The sequence below is a fragment of the Embleya sp. NPDC005575 genome (assembly GCF_040605455.1).
GTDB lineage: Bacteria > Actinomycetota > Actinomycetes > Streptomycetales > Streptomycetaceae > Embleya.
Map to the genome: position 1 here is coordinate 1 of NZ_JBEXCV010000163.1, position 19,208 is coordinate 19,208.

The 19,208-nt window shown below is 71.4% G+C and carries 23 protein-coding genes and 2 pseudogenes; 12 read left to right on the plus strand and 13 right to left on the minus strand.

The window, feature by feature from the left end:
* A pseudogene (locus ABZS54_RS35440) lies at positions 1 to 390 on the plus strand (tRNA (adenosine(37)-N6)-threonylcarbamoyltransferase complex transferase subunit TsaD); the annotation flags it as partial.
* Positions 391 to 581: 191 nt separating this feature from the next.
* Here ABZS54_RS35440 and ABZS54_RS35445 read toward each other — a convergent pair.
* On the minus strand, positions 582 to 791 hold the full coding sequence (locus tag ABZS54_RS35445; protein WP_355545735.1) for a hypothetical protein: 210 nt from the start codon (positions 789 to 791) through the stop codon (positions 582 to 584).
* Positions 792 to 866: 75 nt separating this feature from the next.
* Here ABZS54_RS35445 and ABZS54_RS35450 point away from each other — a divergent pair.
* Positions 867 to 1,556: pseudogene (locus tag ABZS54_RS35450) on the plus strand (helix-turn-helix domain-containing protein).
* Positions 1,557 to 1,568: 12 nt separating this feature from the next.
* On the opposite strand, the gene ABZS54_RS35455 reads toward ABZS54_RS35450, so the two are convergent.
* Both ABZS54_RS35455 and ABZS54_RS35460 read right to left on the minus strand, forming a co-directional pair.
* Positions 1,569 to 1,982, minus strand: coding sequence for a VOC family protein (locus ABZS54_RS35455; RefSeq protein WP_355545737.1), 414 nt, complete (start codon positions 1,980 to 1,982; stop codon positions 1,569 to 1,571).
* A gap of 53 nt (positions 1,983 to 2,035) precedes the next feature.
* Complete coding sequence (locus ABZS54_RS35460; RefSeq protein ID WP_355545739.1) at positions 2,036 to 2,878, minus strand: MFS transporter; 843 nt, start codon at positions 2,876 to 2,878, stop codon at positions 2,036 to 2,038.
* Positions 2,879 to 2,948: 70 nt separating this feature from the next.
* On the opposite strand from ABZS54_RS35460, the gene ABZS54_RS35465 reads away from it, so the two are divergent.
* The 3 genes from ABZS54_RS35465 to ABZS54_RS35475 all read left to right on the plus strand — a co-directional run bounded on the left by ABZS54_RS35465 (position 2,949) and on the right by ABZS54_RS35475 (position 4,823).
* Positions 2,949 to 3,656 carry a LysR family substrate-binding domain-containing protein gene (locus tag ABZS54_RS35465; protein WP_355545741.1) on the plus strand — a complete coding sequence of 236 codons (708 nt, stop codon included), beginning with the start codon at positions 2,949 to 2,951 and terminating at the stop codon, positions 3,654 to 3,656.
* Between the two features lie 211 nt (positions 3,657 to 3,867).
* Positions 3,868 to 4,488, plus strand: coding sequence for a YigZ family protein (locus ABZS54_RS35470; protein WP_355545743.1), 621 nt, complete (start codon positions 3,868 to 3,870; stop codon positions 4,486 to 4,488).
* Between the two features lie 119 nt (positions 4,489 to 4,607).
* The gene (locus ABZS54_RS35475; protein WP_355545745.1) at positions 4,608 to 4,823 is read left to right on the plus strand and encodes a hypothetical protein; all 216 of its coding nucleotides are present in this window, start codon (positions 4,608 to 4,610) and stop codon (positions 4,821 to 4,823) included.
* An 81-nt stretch (positions 4,824 to 4,904) separates the two neighbouring features.
* Here ABZS54_RS35475 and ABZS54_RS35480 read toward each other — a convergent pair whose 3' ends face one another.
* The 3 genes from ABZS54_RS35480 to ABZS54_RS35490 form a co-directional block, all read right to left on the minus strand.
* On the minus strand, positions 4,905 to 5,498 hold the full coding sequence (locus ABZS54_RS35480) for a DUF1349 domain-containing protein (protein WP_355545747.1): 594 nt from the start codon (positions 5,496 to 5,498) through the stop codon (positions 4,905 to 4,907).
* A 110-nt stretch (positions 5,499 to 5,608) separates the two neighbouring features.
* The gene (locus ABZS54_RS35485) at positions 5,609 to 6,403 is read right to left on the minus strand and encodes an oxidoreductase (RefSeq protein WP_355545749.1); all 795 of its coding nucleotides are present in this window, start codon (positions 6,401 to 6,403) and stop codon (positions 5,609 to 5,611) included.
* A 26-nt stretch (positions 6,404 to 6,429) separates the two neighbouring features.
* The gene (locus ABZS54_RS35490; RefSeq protein WP_355545751.1) at positions 6,430 to 6,855 is read right to left on the minus strand and encodes a hypothetical protein; all 426 of its coding nucleotides are present in this window, start codon (positions 6,853 to 6,855) and stop codon (positions 6,430 to 6,432) included.
* 190 nt (positions 6,856 to 7,045) lie between these two features.
* On the opposite strand from ABZS54_RS35490, the gene ABZS54_RS35495 reads away from it, so the two are divergent.
* A complete protein-coding gene (locus tag ABZS54_RS35495; RefSeq protein ID WP_355545753.1) occupies positions 7,046 to 7,528 on the plus strand; it encodes a MarR family transcriptional regulator in 483 nt (160 codons plus the stop codon).
* 12 nt (positions 7,529 to 7,540) lie between these two features.
* Here ABZS54_RS35495 and ABZS54_RS35500 read toward each other — a convergent pair whose 3' ends face one another.
* The 7 genes from ABZS54_RS35500 to ABZS54_RS35530 form a co-directional block, all read right to left on the minus strand.
* A complete protein-coding gene (locus ABZS54_RS35500; protein WP_355545755.1) occupies positions 7,541 to 8,305 on the minus strand; it encodes a nucleotidyltransferase domain-containing protein in 765 nt (254 codons plus the stop codon).
* A gap of 114 nt (positions 8,306 to 8,419) precedes the next feature.
* Complete coding sequence (locus ABZS54_RS35505; RefSeq protein ID WP_355545757.1) at positions 8,420 to 9,037, minus strand: HD domain-containing protein; 618 nt, start codon at positions 9,035 to 9,037, stop codon at positions 8,420 to 8,422.
* A 166-nt stretch (positions 9,038 to 9,203) separates the two neighbouring features.
* Positions 9,204 to 9,974, minus strand: a complete 771-nt coding sequence (locus ABZS54_RS35510; RefSeq protein WP_355545759.1) for a TetR family transcriptional regulator — start codon at positions 9,972 to 9,974, stop codon at positions 9,204 to 9,206.
* Positions 9,975 to 9,985: 11 nt separating this feature from the next.
* Positions 9,986 to 10,507, minus strand: a complete 522-nt coding sequence (locus ABZS54_RS35515; protein ID WP_355545761.1) for a DCC1-like thiol-disulfide oxidoreductase family protein — start codon at positions 10,505 to 10,507, stop codon at positions 9,986 to 9,988.
* 5 nt (positions 10,508 to 10,512) lie between these two features.
* On the minus strand, positions 10,513 to 10,974 hold the full coding sequence (locus ABZS54_RS35520) for a hypothetical protein (protein ID WP_355545763.1): 462 nt from the start codon (positions 10,972 to 10,974) through the stop codon (positions 10,513 to 10,515).
* Between the two features lie 196 nt (positions 10,975 to 11,170).
* Entirely contained in the window at positions 11,171 to 12,382 is a 1,212-nt protein-coding gene (locus ABZS54_RS35525; RefSeq protein ID WP_355545765.1) for an FAD-dependent monooxygenase, read from the minus strand.
* 129 nt (positions 12,383 to 12,511) lie between these two features.
* Positions 12,512 to 12,961 (minus strand): hypothetical protein, encoded by a 450-nt coding sequence (locus ABZS54_RS35530; protein ID WP_355545766.1) that lies wholly within the window; start codon positions 12,959 to 12,961, stop codon positions 12,512 to 12,514.
* 150 nt (positions 12,962 to 13,111) lie between these two features.
* Here ABZS54_RS35530 and ABZS54_RS35535 point away from each other — a divergent pair, with 150 nt between their 5' ends.
* From ABZS54_RS35535 to ABZS54_RS35560, 6 genes are all read left to right on the plus strand, one after another.
* A complete protein-coding gene (locus ABZS54_RS35535) occupies positions 13,112 to 13,720 on the plus strand; it encodes a PadR family transcriptional regulator (protein WP_355545768.1) in 609 nt (202 codons plus the stop codon).
* A gap of 325 nt (positions 13,721 to 14,045) precedes the next feature.
* Positions 14,046 to 14,363: a peptidylprolyl isomerase gene (locus tag ABZS54_RS35540; RefSeq protein WP_355545770.1), complete on the plus strand. Its 318-nt coding sequence runs from the start codon at positions 14,046 to 14,048 to the stop codon at positions 14,361 to 14,363.
* Between the two features lie 203 nt (positions 14,364 to 14,566).
* Positions 14,567 to 15,358, plus strand: coding sequence for a serine protease (locus tag ABZS54_RS35545; protein ID WP_355545772.1), 792 nt, complete (start codon positions 14,567 to 14,569; stop codon positions 15,356 to 15,358).
* A gap of 189 nt (positions 15,359 to 15,547) precedes the next feature.
* Positions 15,548 to 16,072: a PadR family transcriptional regulator gene (locus ABZS54_RS35550; RefSeq protein ID WP_355545774.1), complete on the plus strand. Its 525-nt coding sequence runs from the start codon at positions 15,548 to 15,550 to the stop codon at positions 16,070 to 16,072.
* A complete protein-coding gene (locus ABZS54_RS35555) occupies positions 16,069 to 16,749 on the plus strand; it encodes an ABC transporter ATP-binding protein (RefSeq protein WP_355545776.1) in 681 nt (226 codons plus the stop codon). Before ABZS54_RS35550 ends, ABZS54_RS35555 begins: the two co-directional genes overlap by 4 nt.
* Complete coding sequence (locus tag ABZS54_RS35560; RefSeq protein WP_355545778.1) at positions 16,746 to 19,073, plus strand: FtsX-like permease family protein; 2,328 nt, start codon at positions 16,746 to 16,748, stop codon at positions 19,071 to 19,073. Before ABZS54_RS35555 ends, ABZS54_RS35560 begins: the two co-directional genes overlap by 4 nt.
* Positions 19,074 to 19,208 lie beyond the last annotated feature (135 nt).

Here is a 19,208-nt window from a genome sequence, read left to right on the forward strand (position 1 = left end):
GCCGAGCGCTCGCGGGCCGGCGGCGGCGCGTTGCCGGTCGCCGACGGCGCCGCCGCGCTCCAAGAGGCGGTGGCCGACGTACTGACCCGCAAGGCCGTTGCCGCGTGCGCCGCGCACGACGTGCGGACCCTGGTCGTGGTCGGCGGCGTCGCGGCCAACTCCCGGGTGCGCTCGCTCGCGGCCGAGCGCTGTGCCGCGGCGGGCATCACGCTGAGGGTGCCGCCGCCGGGCCTGTGTACCGACAACGGCGCGATGATCGCCGCCGTCGGGGATTTGCTGGTCCGTGCCGGAGTCGGGCCCGCTCCGCTCGACGTGTCCATCGACCCGTCCGCACCTCTGGAGTACGCGTGCCTGCACCCCGTGGCGACACGGACGCCGGCCACCGGATGACCTCGCGGATCGGCCGCTTCACCGCCGCCGATCCCACCCGGTACGCGACCGGCATCCGCCCCGTCTACGCCGAGGTGTTCCGGCAGCGCGCTTCCGCGCGGGGCAGCGCCGGTGGCGGGTCGCCTTCGCCGAGTCACCCGACGCCGCACCGCTGCCGCGCTCGCGGCATCCGGTGTGCCGGCGCGGGCGCCTCAGGGCGCGGAGCGCAGCAGCCAGTCGTTGTTCGGATCGCGGCCGAACTCCGGGTCGTTGGGCGGATCGGCCGGGAGTTCCTCGACCTGATCGGCCACCTCGACCCGCTCGGGCAGCTTGCCCCAGCGGGCGGCCCGAGCGGCCTGCTCGACGCCTTCACCGGGAGAGTCGTTCGCCGGCTGCCGCCCATGCTGCTCTTCGATGTTCATGAGCCCCTGCCCTGTTCGAGCCGTGCGTCCTGACAATCCCACGATAGCGCCGTCCACCTCGGGGATACTGGGACCGTGTACGTCGAACGTCGTTCCCACCTGGCGCCGCTGATCGTCTGGACCCGCACGGTCGAGATCGCCGGAACGGCACGCGTGCTGCCGGACGGCTGCATGGACCTGATCTGGTCCGGTGACGACCTGATCGTGGCCGGCCCCGACACCTTGGCGCATGCGGTCGAGAACACGCCGGGAACGCGCTACGCGGCGGTGCGCTGCGCGCCCGGAATCGGCCCCGCGCTGTTCGGGCTCCCGGCCCACACGCTGCGCGATCGACGGGTCCCGCGGGCCGACGTGTGGGGCGGGCGCGATGTGCGGGTGCCGGCCGAACGCCTCGCCGGCGCCGCCGACCCGGCCGCCGTCCTCGAACACCTGGCCGCCGAGCGGCTGCGCGACCACGACGCCGAGGCGGCCCGGTTAGCCGGTGCAGTGGTCGGCGAACTGCGGGCCGGGGTCGACATCGCCACCGTCGCCGCCTAGGTCAACCTGAGCGAGCGGCAACTGCACCGCCGCTCGCTCACCGCGTTCGGCTACGGGCCCAAGACGCCGGCCCGGGTGCTGCGCCTGGATGGCGCGCTGGACCTGGCCCGCGGCGGCGTTCCGGCCGCCCGGGTCGCCGCCGTCGCCGGCTACGCGGACCAGGCCCACTTCGCCCGGGACGTCAAGGCATTGGCCGGCGTCCCGCTGCGCACCCTGTTGTCGGGCTGAACCCGGCGACCGCTACGGAGCCGGGTCCGGCAGCGGCGCGAGCAGATCGACGCCGTTGCCGTCCGGGTCGTGCAGGACCGCGTACCGCTGCCCCCAGAACGCGTCCCACGGCGCCCGATATCCGGCGTGCCCGGCCGCGACCAGTTCGCCGTACACCTTGTCGACGTCGGCCGGCTCGGCGAAGGCGAAGGCCAGTGAGGCCCGGTGATCGCCGGTCGGCGCGGTCCACTCGGGGGCGAACGAGCGGACCGTCTCGACCGAGTCCAGGACCAGCAGCGGCCCTTCGGGCAACTGCACCTCGACGTGCGGGAGCGCGTCGTGCTCGGCGGGGATGTCCAGGCCGAGTGCCCGGTAGAACGCGAGCGACGCGGCCATGTCGGCGACCACGAGCCCGATGAAGTGGAAACGAAACGCACGAGAAGTCATGCCTCCACGCTAGCCGGCGCCGGCGGTCGCGCTCTTGAACGAATCGGACGTGTTCACCCGCGCGCCGTTCGTGCCCATCCGCGCTCGCGGCGCGCCGCAGCCAGGGCGAGCAGCGCGGTCGCCGCGGCCAGGACGCCGCAGAACCACAACACCGAGGAGGTGGCCACGGCGTCCACTGCGCCGCCGGTGAGCACGGTGCGCCGACGCAGCAGCGCGGTGAGTTCGCGCGGTCGCACGGCCCGCTCGGCGGGCAGCGGCGGCAGCAGCACCAGGAGGGCGATCAGGACGATCGCGCCGAGCCCGGCCATGACGGCGAACGCGACGCGCCACCCGGCCCATTCGCCGATCATCGTGCCGATCGGCACCCCGATCACCGAGGCCACCGAGACGCCGCCGAAGATCACCGCGGCGGCCCGGCCGACCGATCGGGCGGGCACCAGGCGCACCGGCAGGCTCGCGCCGATCGCCCAGAAGCCGCCGATGCCGGCGCCCACGAGGATCCGCGCGACCAGCAGGGTGGCGAAGTTCGGCGCCAGAGCGCTGATTGTGTTGGCGGCGAGCAGTACGAGCATCATCGCGGCGAGCACGATCCGCCGGTCCACCCGACCGGCGGCGACGAGCACGATCGGTGCGGCGAAGCCGGCCACCACCGCGGCCAGGGTCATGGCCAGGCCGGTGGTGCCGTCCGAGACGTGCAGGCCCTGCGAGATCGGGGTGAGCAGGCCGACCGGGAGCATCTCGGTGCTGACCACCGCGAAGGTGCCGACGGCGATGGCCGTGACGGCGAGCCAGGACCGGGCGCCCGCGGTCTCGGAAGCAGATTCGGGTCCGCCGGCGGACCCGGGATCGGGGGCGGACGGAGCGGTCGAAGCGGTGTCGACGACTGGGTTGGACATGACGCCCAGCGTGGCCGGCCCGCCGGACGCGAACAACGGCCGAGATCGCATGCGAGCACAAGCCTCGCTTATGCTCGCAGGTCGAAGCCCGGCACCTGCCCGAGCGGGTACCACCGACGCGGTCGACCGGGCCCGGGCGCGTGCCCGCGGCATCGAGGGGATCCTGCGGATCGGCTTCGTCGGTACGCCCTACGGCACGCTGCTGGACCTGGTCGGCGACTTCCGAACCGGTCACCCCCGGGCGCGCGCCGACCTGGTCGAGACGCCGCTGTCGGATCCGTTCGGCCCACTTCTGCGCGGCGAGATCGACGCGGCGTTCGTGACTCTGCCGGTGGTCGACCCGGCGTTGCGCACCGGCCCGGTGATCGCCGCCGACCCGCTCGTGCTCGGGGTCTCCACCCGGCACGCGTTCGCGGCCCGCGAGCACGTGGGGGCCGAGGAGTTGGCCGAGTGCACGTTCGTGGACATCGGCGGCCCCGCGCCCGCACGCTGGCGCGAGCTCCAGTCGCCGACGACGACACCGGGCGGCCGACCGATTGCGCACGGACCGAGCGCCGGCACCCTTCAGGAGGTGCTGTCGTTGATCGCCGCCGATCTGGGCGTGCTGCTGTTCTGCGCGCAGTTCGCCGGCTACAACGGGCGACCAGACGTGGCGTTCGTGCCGGTCACCGGCCTGGCCGAGTCGGCGGTCACGCTCACCTGGCGGGCCGGGCACGAGACGAATCTGCTGCGCTCGTTCGTCGCGGCGTCGACGCGACTGTCGGTGCGGGCCGCCTGAGCCGGCCGCGGCCGGACCGCGGCCCGGCCGGACCGAGGCCGCTCCTGATCGGATATCACGATCCATCGACAAAGCGATGTCCTTCAAGACGACGTCTTCATCGCCGCCTTCGCCGAGTCGGGAGCGGCCGGCCCTTGCCCCCGGCCCGCGATGCCGCCCGAGGGGCCATACCGTGGGGTCGTCAACCGATTTCGTACCGAAGGACCTGGTCATGCCGCTGCTCACGATCAAGTCTGAAGGTGAGGTCGAGATCGAGGTTCGGCGCTCGCGCTTCCTGTGTGCCGTCGCGCGGGTGACCGACGACGCCGAGGCGCAGGCATTCCTGGCCCGACGGCGGGCGCTGCATCCGTCCGCGCGGCACAACTGCTCGGCGTGGATCGCGGGCGGTCAGGAGAAGGGGTACGACGACGGCGAACCGTCCGGCACGGCGGGCGCGCCGATGCTCCAGGTGCTCCGGCGTCGCGAACTCACCGAGACGGTCGCGGTGGTGACCCGCTACTTCGGCGGCATCATGCTCGGCGCCGGCGGCCTGATCAGGGCCTACGGCTCGGCGGTGACCGAAGCGGTGGACACGGTCGGGGTGGTCGAACTGCGGCCGATGCTGGTGCTGACCGTGGACGTCGACCACGCCCACGCCGGCCGACTGGAAAACGACCTGCGCGGGCTCGGCCACGAGGTGCGCGACATCCGCTACGGCGCCGAGGTGGCGATCGACGTGTGTGTGCCGGAGTCGGACCGGGAGCGCTTCACGGCCCGGTTGACCGACCTGACCGGCGGACGGGCGAGCGCCCGCGAGACGGGGCGCACGTTCGTCGAGGTGGACGCCTTCTGAAACACTTCTTGACGCACTTCTCACGCCGGTGCGCCCCAATGCCGGTTGAAACGCGCCCCAGGTCGGAACACCAAGGGGTGTATGGGTGCTCGCACGGGGCTGCGGGAAATGAGGAAGTGATGACGGCTGGATACGACGAGAAGTCGGCGATCGACCAGGCGGAGGTCGTCAGGGTCGTTCGGGAGCGGGTGATCAGGGCTCGTGCGGTGTTGTCCGAGGCCAGCGCGGCGCACGATACGAACGCGCTGTCACCCGCGCTGGACGAGCTGGAGGAAGCGCTGCATGCCGCCCGCGAATACGGCGTGACGGTCCCACCGTCGGCGGGCACCGCCTGACCTCGGCGCCGCCGCCCGGGTTCGGTGGGTCGGCCCGGGTTCGGCGGTACGCCCGGCTACGGCGACGAAGCGGTGGTCGGTTCAGGGGTTCTCGTGCAACCCCGCGTCGGCGGGTCCGACGACGAAGCGGGTGAAACGCACCCGCAGGTCCGCGTGTTCCGGCGAGCAACAGAACGGCCCGGCAAAGGCTTGCGCATCCGGGGCCAGCGGCGCGAGTCGGATCGTGCGCCAGGGGTCGTTCCCGGCGTGCGCCCGAATGGTGAGCGCGTCGCCGGCCCGGCTGACCCGGACGGTGACCGACCGGCCCGCCCACTCGGGTACCGGCGCGATCGACCAGTCGGACATCCCGCGGGTGACCACGGCGCCCACGTGCAACGCCCCGTCGGTGACCTCGACCCCGGCCTTGACCCAGGTCTGCTCGTCCACGCGCACGAAGATGCCGGCTTGGTCGTAGAGCGTGTCGAAGTCGCCGGCGAAGGTCACTTCCACCGAGGTGTCCGGCGCCAGCTCGGTCAGCAGCGCACTCCCGGTGTCCCGGGTGAAGCCGTACGAGGTCTGCCGCCAGAAATCGGCGCCGGCATGCGGACTCACCACGAGCGCGGTGCCGACCCGCTCGGCCGCACTCGGCGGGTTGAGCCAGCGCGCGTCGTCCCAGTCCACATCCTTGGCATCCATGCGTCGAGCCTAGTGGGGGCCGGCCGAAGCGATTCCGGCGGTGCGGAGCGATCAGACCCGGAACGCTCCGCACCGCCGAGATCGTTTCGGCCGGCCGGCCGGCCGTACGGTCAGATCGCCTTGTGCATGCCGCCGTCGACGATGTAGTCCACGCCCATGATGTTCGCGGCCCGCTCCGAGGCCAGGAACAGCACCACGTCGGCGACCTCCTGCGGTTCGGAGACGCGACCGGTGAGCACACCCATCGCCTGCGGCAACACCTCGTCCATGAACACCTGCGCGGTCGTCCCGGCGGATGCGGCCATCATGTCCGCGAGCTGCCCCGGGTCGGTCCACAGCGGGGTGCGCACCGGACCGGGCGAGACGGTGTTCACCCGCACGCCCTGCGGGCCGAACTCCTCGGCCAGCGACTTCGAGTACGAGCTGAGCGCGGCCTTCGCGGCCGAATAGTGCACGAGCGACGCGGCCGGAAGGTGGCTGTTCAGCGAGCTGATGGTGATCACCGCGCCGCCGCCCCGGGTGAGGATCGCCGGCATCGCGGCCCTGGTCGCACGCACCGCGCTGAACAGGTTGATGTCGAGGATCCGCTGCCACTCGGCGTCCTCGACCTCGATGATCGAGGGCGTCGGCGCACCGGTGCCGACGTTGTTGACCAGTACGTCCAGCCCGCCGTGCGCCTCGACGGCGACCTGGACCAACTCGGCCGGGCCGTCCGGGCGAGCCAGGTCCACGGCTACCGGGAGTACGTCGAACTCGGCACGCAGCGCGGCCAGCTCGGGGGACACGGTGCGGCTGCCGACGACGACTTGGGCGCCCTCCTCGGCGAAGCCGCGGACGATCGCCAGGCCGATGCCCTTGCTGCCACCGGTGACCACGACGATCTTGTTCTTCAGGTTCAAGTTCATGGCTCAATCATTGCTTCGCGGAAAGGTCATTGCTGGCGGAAATCCGACGTGGCGTTCGGTGTCGCCGGCGGCTCGATCGGTGCGATGCCGGGCGGGTTGCCGGGCGGGTTGCCGGGCGGGGATGCGTAGATCGCGGCGAGGCGACCCAGTGCGTCATCGAGATCCGTGTACGCACCCACGATCAGCGCGTCGAGACCGAGCCACAGGGTGTGCGAGAGAGACGGGGCCGCCCCGTCACCGGTCGGCAGCACCAGGCTTGCCACCAGCGGGAGTGCCGTGACCGTGCCGGCGGCGGCGATCCGGGGGCCGAACCGGCGGAGTTCGATCGTCGCGGCCGTCGCGCCGGCGAACAGGGCGCCGCCGAGCGCGGGATGCCGGGGGATCAGTTCGGCGATCCCGGTCGCGGCCATGGCTGCCGGCGGCATCACGACGCACGCGAGCAGGCGGTCCACCGGGGTCGCGTCGCGCTGCGCGGGCCAGGGTCAGCGCGAGCACCACCGCCGTGACGACGACGTCCACCCGCAGGTGCGCGCCGCGTTCGAGGAGTCGGGCCGAGCCGTACGCGCCGAGTACGGCGATCATCGCGACGACGGTCGGGCGCGGCGAGTCCATGGACGGGATGCTAAGTGATAGCGTATCAATATGACCAGAGTGATGGATCGGGAATCGGCACCCGACGGGCCCACCGGGGCGGTGTCCCGGGAGGAGACGGCGGAGCTTCGCCGCGCGGTCACCCGGATTGCGGGCCGGATGCGGGCGAGCCGCTCCGCCGGTGCGTTGAGCAGCAACAAGGTCGGCGTGCTCGGCAGGCTGTTGCGCGACGGGCCGAGCACGCCGGGCGCGCTGGCCGCCGCCGAGCGCCAGCAACCCCAGTCCCTCACCCGGGTGTTCGGCGAGCTGGAGCGCGCCGGCCTGGTCGGTCGCTCGCGCGACGAGCGGGACGGCCGGCAGTCCGTGTTGACCCTCACCCCGGCCGGCCGGACGGCGCTGCTGCACGACGCGGCCGCGCGTGACGCGTGGCTGGCGACGGCGATGGAGTCGCTTACCGAGACCGAACGCAGGCTCCTCGGGCTCGCCGCCGACCTGATGCGGAAGATGGCCGACGACGAGCCGAATAGTACGTAGAATCTTACCGAATCAGTCGGGTCGGCTTGCCGTCAGTGCCGCGTCGAGGAGGGCGCCGGTCTCGGCAATCGCGGTGGACAGTGTCGACGGGGTCAGTGGGGACACGATCTCGTCGACGCCGCGCAGGCCCGCACGATCCAGGAGGGTCTTCTCGTTGGTCACCCACTCGCCGCGGCCCGCCGACACCGCGTGCGCGGCCTCGCATGCCGCGCGGCCGATCGCGCCCGCCACGTCGGTGACGTGGCCGCGGCCGGCATGTGCCCGGTCCGCGTAGCCGAGAGTCAGCCGCGCGTCGTTGCTCCACCGGGTGTGTGCGGCGCGACGCAGTGCCTGCGGGTAGGAGGGGCGCGGCAGTTCGCCGAACAGCACCCGGTTGACCGCGAGTTCGGCCACCACGAGGTAGGTTGGCACGCCCGCCAGGTGGAACAGCAGCCGCTCGACCTCGAACCGGCCCTCCCGTGCGTCCGCCAACCACCGCTGCACGTCCGCGAGTTCGCGATAGTGCAGGTCGACCGCCCGGTCCCGGAGGGTCAACCGGGCGCCACCGTTGAAGACCCCGCCGCCCCACGCGCCGAACTCGGAGACCTCGCCCGGCCAGCCGAGGCCGCGGACCGCGTCCGGGGTGAATCCGTCCCGGTAGTACACCGAGAAGTCCCAGTCGCTGTCCGGGCGATGGGTGTTCTGGGCGCGTGAGCCGCCGAGCGCGACGGCCGCCACCCCGGGCAGAGCGGCCAGTCGTTCCGTGACGTGGGTGGTGAAGGATGCGTCACTGGTCATGATCGCAGGCTATAACGCACCCGGATCGGATCGGCGAGGTCCCGCCGGGCCGACCCCGGATCGGCGAGCCCCACCGGAGCCGCCGGGTCGCCGATCCGCTCCGGGCTGCGCCGGTCAGGGGCGCAGATAGCCGCGGGCGACCGCCTCGTCGATCAGTTCCAGGGTGTAGGCCCACAACGACGGCGAGCCGTCCGCGATCGTGCTGCCCTGCTTGGCGAGCACCTCGGTGCGGGTGAGGTCGTACTCCCGCCAGGTCCCGCCCTCGGTGTGGAAGTTGAGCAGGCACGGCTGGAACCGGTCGACGGCCTTGGCGAAGCGCGCGTCCGGGCTCTCGCGCGCCTCGAACTCCTCCCACAGCGACCGCAGTTCCGCGCCCTGTTCGGCGGGGAGCAGGCCGAAGATCCGAGCCGCGCCCAGTTGCTCGCGCTCGACCTGGTCCGCCTCGGCGACGGTGTCGTAGTAGAACGTGTCGCCCGCGTCGATCTCGACCAGGTCGTGGATCAGCAACATGCGTATCACCCGTGCGACGTCCACTTCGGTCGCGGCGTGTTCGGCCAGGGTGCCGGCCAGCATGGCCAGGTGCCACGAGTGCTCCGCGGTGTTCTCGCGCCGCGATGCGTCCGCGATCAGGTTGCGCCGGACCACGGCCTTGAGCCGGTCGATCTCCAGGACGAAGCCGATCTGCGCGGCCAGGTGCGCGTCGGTGGGCGGGAAAAGTGGGACACCGGACAAGGCAACTCCTCGGTCGAACGGTCGAACGGTCGGGCGGCGTCCGGATCGCCGCACCGCCCTGCCGAGGCGGTGGCCGGCAGTCGTCTGCCGGCGCGCGGCGCGGTGAAGATCGCGGACGCCTCCACGATATGCAACCCACTCCGACCGAAGCCGGCCCAGGTGCGGTCTATCGGCGATCCTTGGGCGCTGCGGACGGTCCGTCGGCACCCTCGGGCACGATGTAGTCGCGAATCAGCCGTTCGGCGTCGCGCACCAGCGGACGGAAGACCTTGTATCGGGACAGCGAGATCACCCGCTCCACCATCGGCGTGGTGCGCGCGACGAACGCGCGCGATTTGGCGCACTCGGGCGAGCGGTCGTAGACCCAGAAGAGCACGATGCCCATCAGATGCAGCCACAACAACTCGGGCAACATCTCACCGAGTTCGTCGTCGATGCGGAGCGAGGAGCCGCGCAGCACGTCGGCGAACAGCGCGGTGACCTGTTCGCGGATCGGATAGGACTCGGCGGAGAACGGGCTGAGCGGGCTCTCCGGGTCCGCGGCGTTGCGGAAGAACTGCACCGCGAACGCGTGATACGGCTCGGCGACGTCCAACCACGCGGACAGCACAACCTGGAGCCGGTCGCCGAAGTCGCGGACACCGCGCAGGTCCTGTCGGCACCGGCTGATGTGCTCGTGGGTGACCTGGTCGTAGAAGCCGTGGATGAGGTGCTCTTTGGAGCCGAAGTAGTAGTAGGCGTTGCCGACCGAGACGCCCGACTCCTGAGCGATGGCCCGCATGGTGGTCTTGTCGTAGCCGCGCTCGCGAAACAGCCGCAGCGCGGTCTCCAGGATCAGAGACCGCGTCTGCTCGCTCTTGCCGGGTCGACCGCCCCGGTCCGGCGGGTCGCCCTTGTCGGCCGGGGTCGATGCGTCGGTGTCTTCCACGTGCTCCACGACAGGCAAGGTTAGTGCGCGATCTCGCACCGGTCGTCACACACGACCACCGTCCACGGTTCCCGGTAGGGATCCGCGTACGGATACCGCGGGAGCGGTTCGCTGCCGGTGACCGCCCGGATCCGGGCCGCGGCCAGCACCGCGGCTCGGGCCACCGGCATGCCCAAGGGCGTGGCGAGCCGGTGGGACAGGCCCCGGTAGGCACGCAGCGCCCACGCCACGGTGATCCACGCCGCGGCCCCCGACCACACCTCGCCGCCGCCGCCCACGACGGTGAGTTCGCGCACGGTCGCGGCGTGGTCGAGCTCGGGGAAACGGTTGTGTGCCCGGGGTGAATCGGCCGGGAGCAGATCCACGGCGACCAGGGTCTGCTGCCGGACGATCCAGTCGGAGAGCGCCGTGCACAGCGGGCAGTCGGCGTCGTAGAGGACGGTGAGCCGGCGGATCGGAGCCGGCGGTTCGGGGTCGGGGGAGCCGTGCCGGGCCGTCCCCTCCGATCGGCCCGGCACGGTGTCCTCGGGTTCGGCGACCATCGGGATCAGACCCCGGGCGCCGGGCGGGTCGAGCCCTGCGGGTGCACCGGCGGCATGAGGTCGCGGCCGGAGACCTTGTGCGCGCGGCGCCCCCCGCCGGTGCCGGTGCGGTAGGCCTCGTCATCGAGACCGCGCTGCCGGATCCGGTTCAGCACGTAGACGTTGAGAAGGTGCAGTACGCCCAGGATCAGCAGCACGGTGCCCAGCTTGACGGACAGCGCCTCGACCGAATCGCGGGCGTTCTCGATGGTGTCGCCGACCTTGAGGTAGAGCGCGACGAAGCCGAGGTTGACGAGATAGAAGCCGACCACGAGGAGGTGGTTGACGGCGGCGGCGAGTTCCTCGCGTCCGTGCAGGACGTCGCTGAGGAAGATCTGGCCGCTGCGGCTGAGCGTGCGGGCCACCCAGATGGTGAGCCCGATGCTGATGACCAGATAGATGGCGTAGGTGACGACGGTCATATCCATGACCCGACTCCTTTTTGAACGTGTTCAAACTGACCGACGAGGGTGACTGTAGACCTGTTTTTGAACACGTTCAAGTCGCTCCAGGGCCGGCGTCGCACGTGCGGGCCGAAAACGGCGAAACCCGCCGATCGCCGCGCAATGCGGGGCGATCGACGGGCATTGCGCAGGTGTGGCGGTCGGCTCCGGGGCGGACGGGCTATCCGGTCACCCGCGTGTTCCAGTCGATGCGGTGGCGCTGGGCGAAGCCGAGCATCTTCTCCGGGGTGAGGAAAGTGCGCATCATGATCGGCATCAACAGGCCCATCATCGCCTGGGCCACCGGGCCGGCCGACTTGTTGTTGTTGGTCTTCGCCGCGTCTGCGGCGATCTTCTCGGTGCGCGGACGCCGCAGCCGCTCGTATGCGGCGAACGCCGCCGCCGGGTCGTCGATGTCGCGCAGGCAGCGGGCGAGTTGCACGCCGCTCTCCATCGCCAGCGACGCACCCTGTCCGGAGCTGGAGGACGGCGCGTGGGCGGAGTCGCCGACCAGTACCAGCCGATCGCGGTGCCAATGCGGCAGCGGCGGCATCAGTTCCATCGGGCCGGCGACCAGGAGGCTGTCCGCGGTGGCCTCGCGCAGCAGCCGCTCGGCGGGCACGTCGCCCCGGTGCGCTTCGCGCAGCCTGCCCAGCCACTCCTCGGCCGGGATCGCGCGGGCTTCGGCGGTGCTGATCGGCTCGTGCGGCAGGTTGCAGAACAGCGCGATGCTGCCGTCGCTCTGGGTCCAGTAGCCGAAGAACGAGCGTTTGCCGAAGGCGAAGTGCATGGTGCTCGGGCGGGCCTTCGGGTCGCCGTTGCCGGGGACGTAGTCGCCGACGCCGAATCCGAGCAGGCCGACGTACTGCGGTTCGGGGGCGACGGGGTCGATCAGCGTGCGGACGGTGGAGCGGATGCCGTCGGCGCCGATCAGAATGTCGGCGCTCGCGGTGGTGCCGTCGGCGAACTCGGCGGTGACGCCGGTCGCCGTCTCCCGCACGCCCACCAGTCGCTTGCCGTGCTCGATCCGGATGTCCCGGGCGATCGCGTGTTCGTGCAGCACGCGGTGCAGGTCGGCGCGCCGCACGGTTCGGGTGGGCGGCAGGTCGGACAGGCCGGCGGCGGTACCCAATCGGCGGCCCCGGCCGTTCTCGAAGACCATGTCGGCGGTCGGTTGGCCGATCGCGCACACCGCGTCCTCGGCACCGACCACCCGCAGGGCGTCCAGTCCGTTGGGTGCGATGTTGAGCACGCCACCCGCGGCGTCGGCGCTCGCGGTGTCGCCGTATGCCTCGTACACGGTGGCCTCGATGCCGGCCCTGCGCAGGGCGGTGGCGGTGACCGGGCCGGCGATGCCGCCGCCGATGATCATCGCGGTCTTGACGCGGGTCATGTCGTTGCTCCCGAAGTGAGTGGTTGCGGGGGTCGGGTGGCGGGTCCCGGGCCGAGGCCGGGATCCGCACGGGTGGGTGCCGGGCGCCCGGAGTCGACTCGCGCTCTCGGTCACGGCACCGGAGCGGGGTCAGTGGGTGCGGGCCGGGTCGGCGACGGTGGGCAGGTCGCCGTCGCGGTGGGCACGCCTGACGTCCTCGACGTAGGCGCGGCTGAACATCGCGGACAACACCGCGATGCCGCCCCGGTGGATGCGCACCTCGCCGTGGTCGATGTGGCCGACCAGGCGGATCACCCGTCCCTTGCCGGCCGGCCGGGCGATGTCCTTGACCCGGCCCCGGCCGGTCCAGCGCAGCCCGTCCTGCTCGACGACCGCGTCGTCGGCGACCAGCAGCTTGAGCATCGCGTGGTCCAGGTCGACCCGGATCTCGATGTCGCCCGCCTCGATCCGCGGCGAGCGCAGGTCGAGCACGGCGGCGGCGCGCCGCTCGCGGACCTCGAACGAGGTTCCGGTCGTCCAGTCGCCCAGGCGCTTGGTGGTGGTGTGGTCGGCGTGGATGCGAATCGGGGTGGTGGTCATGGCGGTTCCTCTCGGACGGTGGCGCTTCGGCCGCGGCGGAGGCGGGATTTCCGCCGCTCGCTGCCGACGACTGAATAGTGGCACGGAGACTAGTGTCTTGGCAACTAGTTATAGTGGGGCTAGTTGCCGGGCATCTAGTAGGCTGGGTGCATGACGACGACTTTCCGCAGATCACCGCTGGCGCTGGCGCTTTTGGGCCTGCTCTACCGCGAGCCGATGCATCCGTATGCGATCCAGCAGCGGATCAAGCAGTGGGGCAAGGACAAGGTCGTCAACGTGGGTCAGCGCGCGTCGCTGTACAAGACGATCAATCGGCTGCGCGAGGCCGACCTGGTCACGGTGCGCGAGACGGAACGCGATCAGCAGTACCCCGAGCGCACGGTCTACGAGATCACCGAGGCGGGGCGCGACGCGTGCCACACGTGGATGGCCGAGATGCTGGGCACTCCGCGCAACGAGTTCCCGGAGTTCCCGGCCGCGCTGTCCTTCCTCGCGCTGCTCACCCCCGAGACCACGCGCGAGTTGCTCACCCGGCGTCGGGACCGGCTCGTCGCCGATCTGGCGGCGCTCGATGCGGACGCGGCGAACGCGGCCGCGTTCGAACTGCCGCGTGTGCTGATGCTGGAGGACGAATACCTGCGCGCGGTCACCGCCGCGGAACTGGCTTGGGTGGAGGCGGTGTCGGCCGACCTGGCCGAGGGCCGGCTGACCTGGAGCCAGGACTCGCTCGCGGCATTTGCCGAGTCGGCGCCGGAGTAGCCCCGAACGCGCCGATGCCGCGTTGCCGACCCGGGCGGGTCGACGAAGGCGGCATCGGAAGGTGCGCGGCGCCGGGTGCCGGGCGGATCGGTCCCGTTCGACGTCCGACGTGGTCGACAACGCCGGCCGCCCTCGCCGCGTCGCACGACCGAGGCCGTCGTCCGCCCGTCGGCGCGAGCATGTCGGTGCCCACGCCCGGGGTCCGCGCGCCGCGGCGGTGGCGGGCCCGGACGGTCGCGTGGCGGCCTTATCATCCACATGATCGACAACTCGGTGACCGCGCTCGGCCCGAGCGCGCCGGGTGGCGACGACCCCGGGAGCGGCCTTGTCCGACGAGCTGGAGTACCACGCCCTGCACATCGCGGTGGAGAGCGAGAGCGAGGGTCGGGCAATCCTCGACGAACTCGCCCGGGACCCGGGCCGGTTCGGTGAGATCGCCCGCAAACGATCCAAGGACCCGCTGTCCGCCGCCAACGGCGGCGACCTGGGCTGGGGGCGCGAGGACGACTACGCCGAGGCATTCGCCGAGGCGCTGGTCAAGCTGCGCCCGGGCGGGTTGAGCGACCTTGTCGCGTCCCAGTACGGCTTCCACATCATCAAGCTCGCGGGCACCCGCCCGGCCCGCTTCGTCGATGAGGACTGACCGGGCACGCGGCGGCGGCCCGGCTCGTCGGGCCGGGACCGAAACCGGTCGGGTCCGTTCGACGCACGTGTGCCTCGCCGACGGATGAGGCCGGGGCGAGAGGGGATGCATCCTTAGGGTGACCGCGCGCGTGCAAAGGGTAGAGCCGTCGGCTCCGCCGGGAGCCGGCGTCGCACGGCCGTCCGATCGAAAGGGATCGCGAGATGATTCGTACTCGGCAGACGCAGGACACCCACGGACGCGGGTCGGTGAAGATGTTCGGAGCGGCGGCCGTCGCACTCGCCGCCATCGGCGTCTGCGCGGTACCCGCCTCGGCCGTGCGCTTCGGCGCCGACGCGCCCGCCGGCGCCGCGCCGTACGCCGTGGCCCTGTTCACCGCCGACGGCCAACAACTGTGCGGCGGAACCCTGGTGACCCCGAAGAAGGTGCTCACCGCGGCCCACTGTGTGAACGGCCTGGCGGACCCGACCGCCGTCACGGTGGTCGCCGGGCGCCTGGATCTGGCGGGTACGGGCGGGCAGACCCGCAAGGTGACGAAGAGCAAGGTGCACCCGAAGTTCGAGCCGGGCGCGCTCACGTACGACGCCGCCGTGCTCGACCTGGACCGGTCGCTGAGCCTGAAACAGCTGCCGATCGCCGGTGCCGAGGACGACGCGCTTTACCAGGTCGGCAACAGGGCGACGGTCTACGGCTGGGGCAAGACGGACGGCGGCGCGACGACCACGCGGCTCAAGCAGACCACTCTGGTGCTCTCGCCGCTGCCGCAATGCGAGCCCTACACGTTCCCGACGGACAGCCCGGCCACCCGGGTGTGCGGCCAGGCACCGGCCGACAACCCCGGAACCGGCATCTGCCGCGGCGACTCGGGCGGGCCGCTCGTGGCGAAGGGCAAGCTGATCGGGATCGTGTCCACCGGCAACAAGTACTGCACGGGCGAGCAGCCCGAGTCGGTGTTCACCCGGGCGAGCGCCGTGACCAAGGGGCTCGGCCTCTGAGTGGTCCGAGAGGCCGCAACACCGCCTGATCGACGGCCGGCCGGATGATCCACGATCAGCCGGCCGCGCGTGACGCACGCGGTCGAACAAGCGCATCCATCACCACGAGGGCGCGCCGCCGACGGGGCGGCGCACCCTCGTCGAGGCCGCTATACACACTGGGTATACCTACCGTGTATAGTCCTTGACATGTCAATCGGACACACCCTCCTCGGGCTCCTGGAGTCCGGCCCCCGCCACGGCTACGACCTCAAGCGCAGCTTCGACGAGCGCTTCGGCCGGGATCGTTCGCTCGCCTACGGCCAGGTCTACTCGACCATGTCGCGGCTGTTGAAGAACGGGCTCGTGGAGATAGACGGCCTGGAGACCAGCGGCGGTCCCGAACGCAAGCGCTACTCGATCACCGACGCCGGCGTCACCGACGTCGAGCAGTGGCTCGGCCAACCCGAGAAGCCCGAGCCCTACCTCCAGTCGACGCTCTACACCAAGGTCGTACTCGCGCTGCTCACCGGCCGGGACGCGAACGAGATCCTCGACACCCAACGCGCCGAACACCTGCGCATGATGCGCGACCTCACCCGGCGCAAGCTCGACGGAGACCTCAGCGACCGGTTGATCTGCGACCACGCGCTGTTCCACCTCGAAGCGGACCTGCGGTGGCTGGAACTGACCACCGCCCGTCTCGGCGAACTCACCCAGGAGATCCGCACGTGACCGACACCCTGCTCAGCGGCCGCGAGCTGCACAAGACGTACGGTGCGACGCCTGCGCTGGCCGGTGCCGAGTTCACCATCGGCGCGGGCGAGATCGTCGCCGTCATGGGCCCGTCCGGATCGGGCAAGTCCACCCTGCTGCACTGTCTGGCGGGCATCGTCCGCCCCGACTCCGGCACCATTCGCTACAACGGCGGCGACCTGACCGCCATGTCGGACACCCAACGCAGCGCGCTGCGCCGCAGCGACTTCGGCTTCGTCTTCCAGTTCGGCCAGTTGGTACCCGAGTTGACCTGTCTGGAGAACGTCGCGCTGCCGCTGCGGCTGAACGCGGTCAAGCGCAAGGAGGCGGAAACCAAGGCGCGGGAGTGGATGGAGCGACTCGAGGTCGCCGACCTCGCGGGCAAACGACCCGGCGAGATCTCCGGTGGCCAGGGCCAGCGGATCGCGGTGGCCCGAGCCCTGGTGATCCGCCCCCGTGTGGTCTTCGCCGACGAGCCCACCGGCGCGCTGGACTCGCTCAACGGGGAACGCGTCATGAAGCTGCTGATCGAGGCCGCCCGGGACACGAAGGCCGCGGTCGTGCTAGTCACCCACGAATCCCGGATCGCCGCCTACTCCGACCGTGAGATCGTCGTCCGCGACGGCAGGTCCCGGGACATGGCGCGTGCCACGTGAACGTGTTCCGCGATCTGAGAATGGGCGTCGGCTTCGCGGTCACCGGCGGCCGGGAGGGTTGGACCCGCACGCTGCTGACCGCGATCGGGGTCGGCCTGGGCGTGGCGCTGCTGTTGCTGACCACCGCGATACCCGGTGCGCTGGGCGCGCGCGACGACCGCGGGCGCGGCCGGGACGAGTTGGCGGGGCGGGTGCAGCAGGCCGCCGCGAACACCCTGTTGGTCGGCATGGTCGACACCACCTACAAAGGCGACGACATCCGGGGCCGGGTCCTGCGCGCGGAGGGCCCCCGGGCGCCGATCCCGCCGGGGCTGAGCCGGCTGCCGGCCCCGGGCGAGATGGTGGTCTCACCCGCCCTGGCCGACCTGCTCGCCTCGAAGCGGGGGGCGCTGCTCAAGGAGCGGCTGCCCTACCGTACGGCCGGGCGGATCGCCGAACAGGGCCTGATCGGTCCGGACGATCTGATCTTCTACCTCGGCAACGACACCATCGCCGGGGAATCGAGCTCGGTGGTCCGGATCACCGCGTTCGGCAACGCCTTTCCCGCGGAAAAGCTGGATCCCCGGCTGCTCCTGCTCGTCGTGGTGATGTTCGTGGTGCTGCTGATGCCGGTTGCGGTGCTGATCGCCACAGCCGTGCGATTCGGCGGCGAGCGGCGCGACCGACGGCTGGCGGCGCTGCGGTTGGTCGGCGCGGATGCCCGGACCACCCGGTGGATCGCGGCCGGCGAGGCGCTCGCGGGATCGTTGTTCGGGCTGCTCTTCGGGCTCGGCTTCTTCCTGATCGGCCGACAAATGACCGATGTGGCGGCGGCGTTCGATCTGAGCATCTTCCCCGGCGATCTGGATCCGAGTCTGCCGCTGGTCGTCCTGGTGGCGCTCGCGGTGCCGGCCGCCGCCGTCGCGGTGACGCTGTTCGCGCTGCGCTCGGTGATGATCGAGCCGCTCGGTGTGGTGCGCACCGGTACCCCGGCTCGGCGCCGGGTGTGGTGGCGGTTGCTCCTGCCGGTCGTGGGCGTGGCCATGCTCTTCCCGTTGATCCGTCGGGGTGCCGATGCCGGGGAGTTCAACCGGGGCCAGGTGATCGGCGGCACGGTGTTCCTGCTGTTCGGTGTCACCGCGCTGTTGCCGTGGCTGGTCGAAACCGTGGTGGCCCGGCTCGGAGCGGGCCGGGTTCCGTGGCAACTCGCGGTGCGCCGGCTCCAGTTGGGCAGCGGTGCGGCGGCCCGCTCGGTCAACGGCATCGCGGTCGCGGTGGCCGGTGCGATCGCCCTGCAGATGCTCTTCATGGGCATCGAGAACGACTACGTCAGGGAGACCGGCCAGGACCCCGGCCGGGCGCAGATGTCGGTGACGTCCAACGCGCAGTTCGGCGGTGACCGGGTCACCGAGATCACCGACCGGATCCGGCAGACCAAAGGGGTGCGCAGTGCCTTCGGGCACGCGGGCACCCGGATCGGCGACCGGGCCGAGAATCCCGCCGAGGGCGCGACGCTGACCATCGGCACGTGCGAGTCGCTGCGCGAGCTGGCTCGGATCGAGCGCTGTGCGGACGGTGACGCGTTCATCATCGAGGGTCGCGGGTCCTCGGGCCAGATCGTCGGTGGGATGAAGACGACCGCCGGACGGCAGGTGATCATCGATCCGTCCTACGGGATGACGGGGCTGCCCGCGTCCCGCACGCCATGGCTGATTCCCGCGACCGCGGTGACCGTGCCGGGTCGGGCCGACGCGAGCGGGATGTCGTACGACGGGGTGCTGGCGACGCCGGGCGCGGTGCCGGCGGCGGCGACCAGGAACCTGAGCTACTCGCTGCACGTGCGGATCGACCCGACCGTCCCGGATGCTCGGGATCTGGTCCGCAACACCGCCGCCCGGGTCGATCCGCTGTCCACGGTCTACGACCTGTCCTGGACTCGGGAGTCGCGGCGTTTCGCGAACGTGCGTACGGCGCTGTTCATCGGCACGGCCGTGGTGCTGTTGCTGATCGGCGCGAGTCTGTTGGTGACCATGCTGGAGCAACTGCGCGAGCGGCGGAAGCTGTTGTCGGTGCTGGTCGCGTTCGGCACCAGGCGCAGCACGCTGAGCTGGTCGATCCTGTGCCAGACGGCGATCCCGGTCGCCCTGGGGCTGGCGCTCGCGGCAGCCGCGGGCGTGGCTCTGGGCGCTGTGCTGCTGAAGATGGTGACTCGGCCGATCGCGGTGGACTGGAGCGGCATGGCCTTGATGTCCGGGATTGCTGCGGGTGTGGTGCTGCTGGTCACGGTGCTGAGCCTGCCGCCGCTGTGGCGGCTGATGCGCCCGGACGGGCTGCGCACGGAATAGGGGCGGCGGCCGGGCCCGCGAGGCGAATTCGAGGCGGTGCCGGACACGGGCTCTCGTGTCCGGCCACCCCGATAAAAAGGGAGGGGGAGGGCCCCGTCCGTGTAGAAAAGAAGAGAGTCGTGTAGGGAAAAAGTT

Bases quoted from the DNA above. Each gene is read 5' to 3' on its own strand.
- ABZS54_RS35445 (WP_355545735.1), bottom strand. From the start codon at position 791: ATGAACATCGAAGAGCAGCATGGGCGGCAGCCGGCGAACGACTCTCCC.
- ABZS54_RS35455 (WP_355545737.1), bottom strand. From the start codon at position 1,982: ATGACTTCTCGTGCGTTTCGTTTCCACTTCATCGGGCTCGTGGTCGCC.
- ABZS54_RS35460 (WP_355545739.1), bottom strand. From the start codon at position 2,878: ATGTCCAACCCAGTCGTCGACACCGCTTCGACCGCTCCGTCCGCCCCC.
- ABZS54_RS35465 (WP_355545741.1), top strand. From the start codon at position 2,949: ATGCTCGCAGGTCGAAGCCCGGCACCTGCCCGAGCGGGTACCACCGAC.
- ABZS54_RS35470 (WP_355545743.1), top strand. From the start codon at position 3,868: ATGCCGCTGCTCACGATCAAGTCTGAAGGTGAGGTCGAGATCGAGGTT.
- ABZS54_RS35475 (WP_355545745.1), top strand. From the start codon at position 4,608: ATGACGGCTGGATACGACGAGAAGTCGGCGATCGACCAGGCGGAGGTC.
- ABZS54_RS35480 (WP_355545747.1), bottom strand. From the start codon at position 5,498: ATGGATGCCAAGGATGTGGACTGGGACGACGCGCGCTGGCTCAACCCG.
- ABZS54_RS35485 (WP_355545749.1), bottom strand. From the start codon at position 6,403: ATGAACTTGAACCTGAAGAACAAGATCGTCGTGGTCACCGGTGGCAGC.
- ABZS54_RS35495 (WP_355545753.1), top strand. From the start codon at position 7,046: ATGACCAGAGTGATGGATCGGGAATCGGCACCCGACGGGCCCACCGGG.
- ABZS54_RS35500 (WP_355545755.1), bottom strand. From the start codon at position 8,305: ATGACCAGTGACGCATCCTTCACCACCCACGTCACGGAACGACTGGCC.
- ABZS54_RS35515 (WP_355545761.1), bottom strand. From the start codon at position 10,507: ATGGTCGCCGAACCCGAGGACACCGTGCCGGGCCGATCGGAGGGGACG.
- ABZS54_RS35520 (WP_355545763.1), bottom strand. From the start codon at position 10,974: ATGGATATGACCGTCGTCACCTACGCCATCTATCTGGTCATCAGCATC.
- ABZS54_RS35525 (WP_355545765.1), bottom strand. From the start codon at position 12,382: ATGACCCGCGTCAAGACCGCGATGATCATCGGCGGCGGCATCGCCGGC.
- ABZS54_RS35530 (WP_355545766.1), bottom strand. From the start codon at position 12,961: ATGACCACCACCCCGATTCGCATCCACGCCGACCACACCACCACCAAG.
- ABZS54_RS35535 (WP_355545768.1), top strand. From the start codon at position 13,112: ATGACGACGACTTTCCGCAGATCACCGCTGGCGCTGGCGCTTTTGGGC.
- ABZS54_RS35545 (WP_355545772.1), top strand. From the start codon at position 14,567: ATGATTCGTACTCGGCAGACGCAGGACACCCACGGACGCGGGTCGGTG.
- ABZS54_RS35550 (WP_355545774.1), top strand. From the start codon at position 15,548: ATGTCAATCGGACACACCCTCCTCGGGCTCCTGGAGTCCGGCCCCCGC.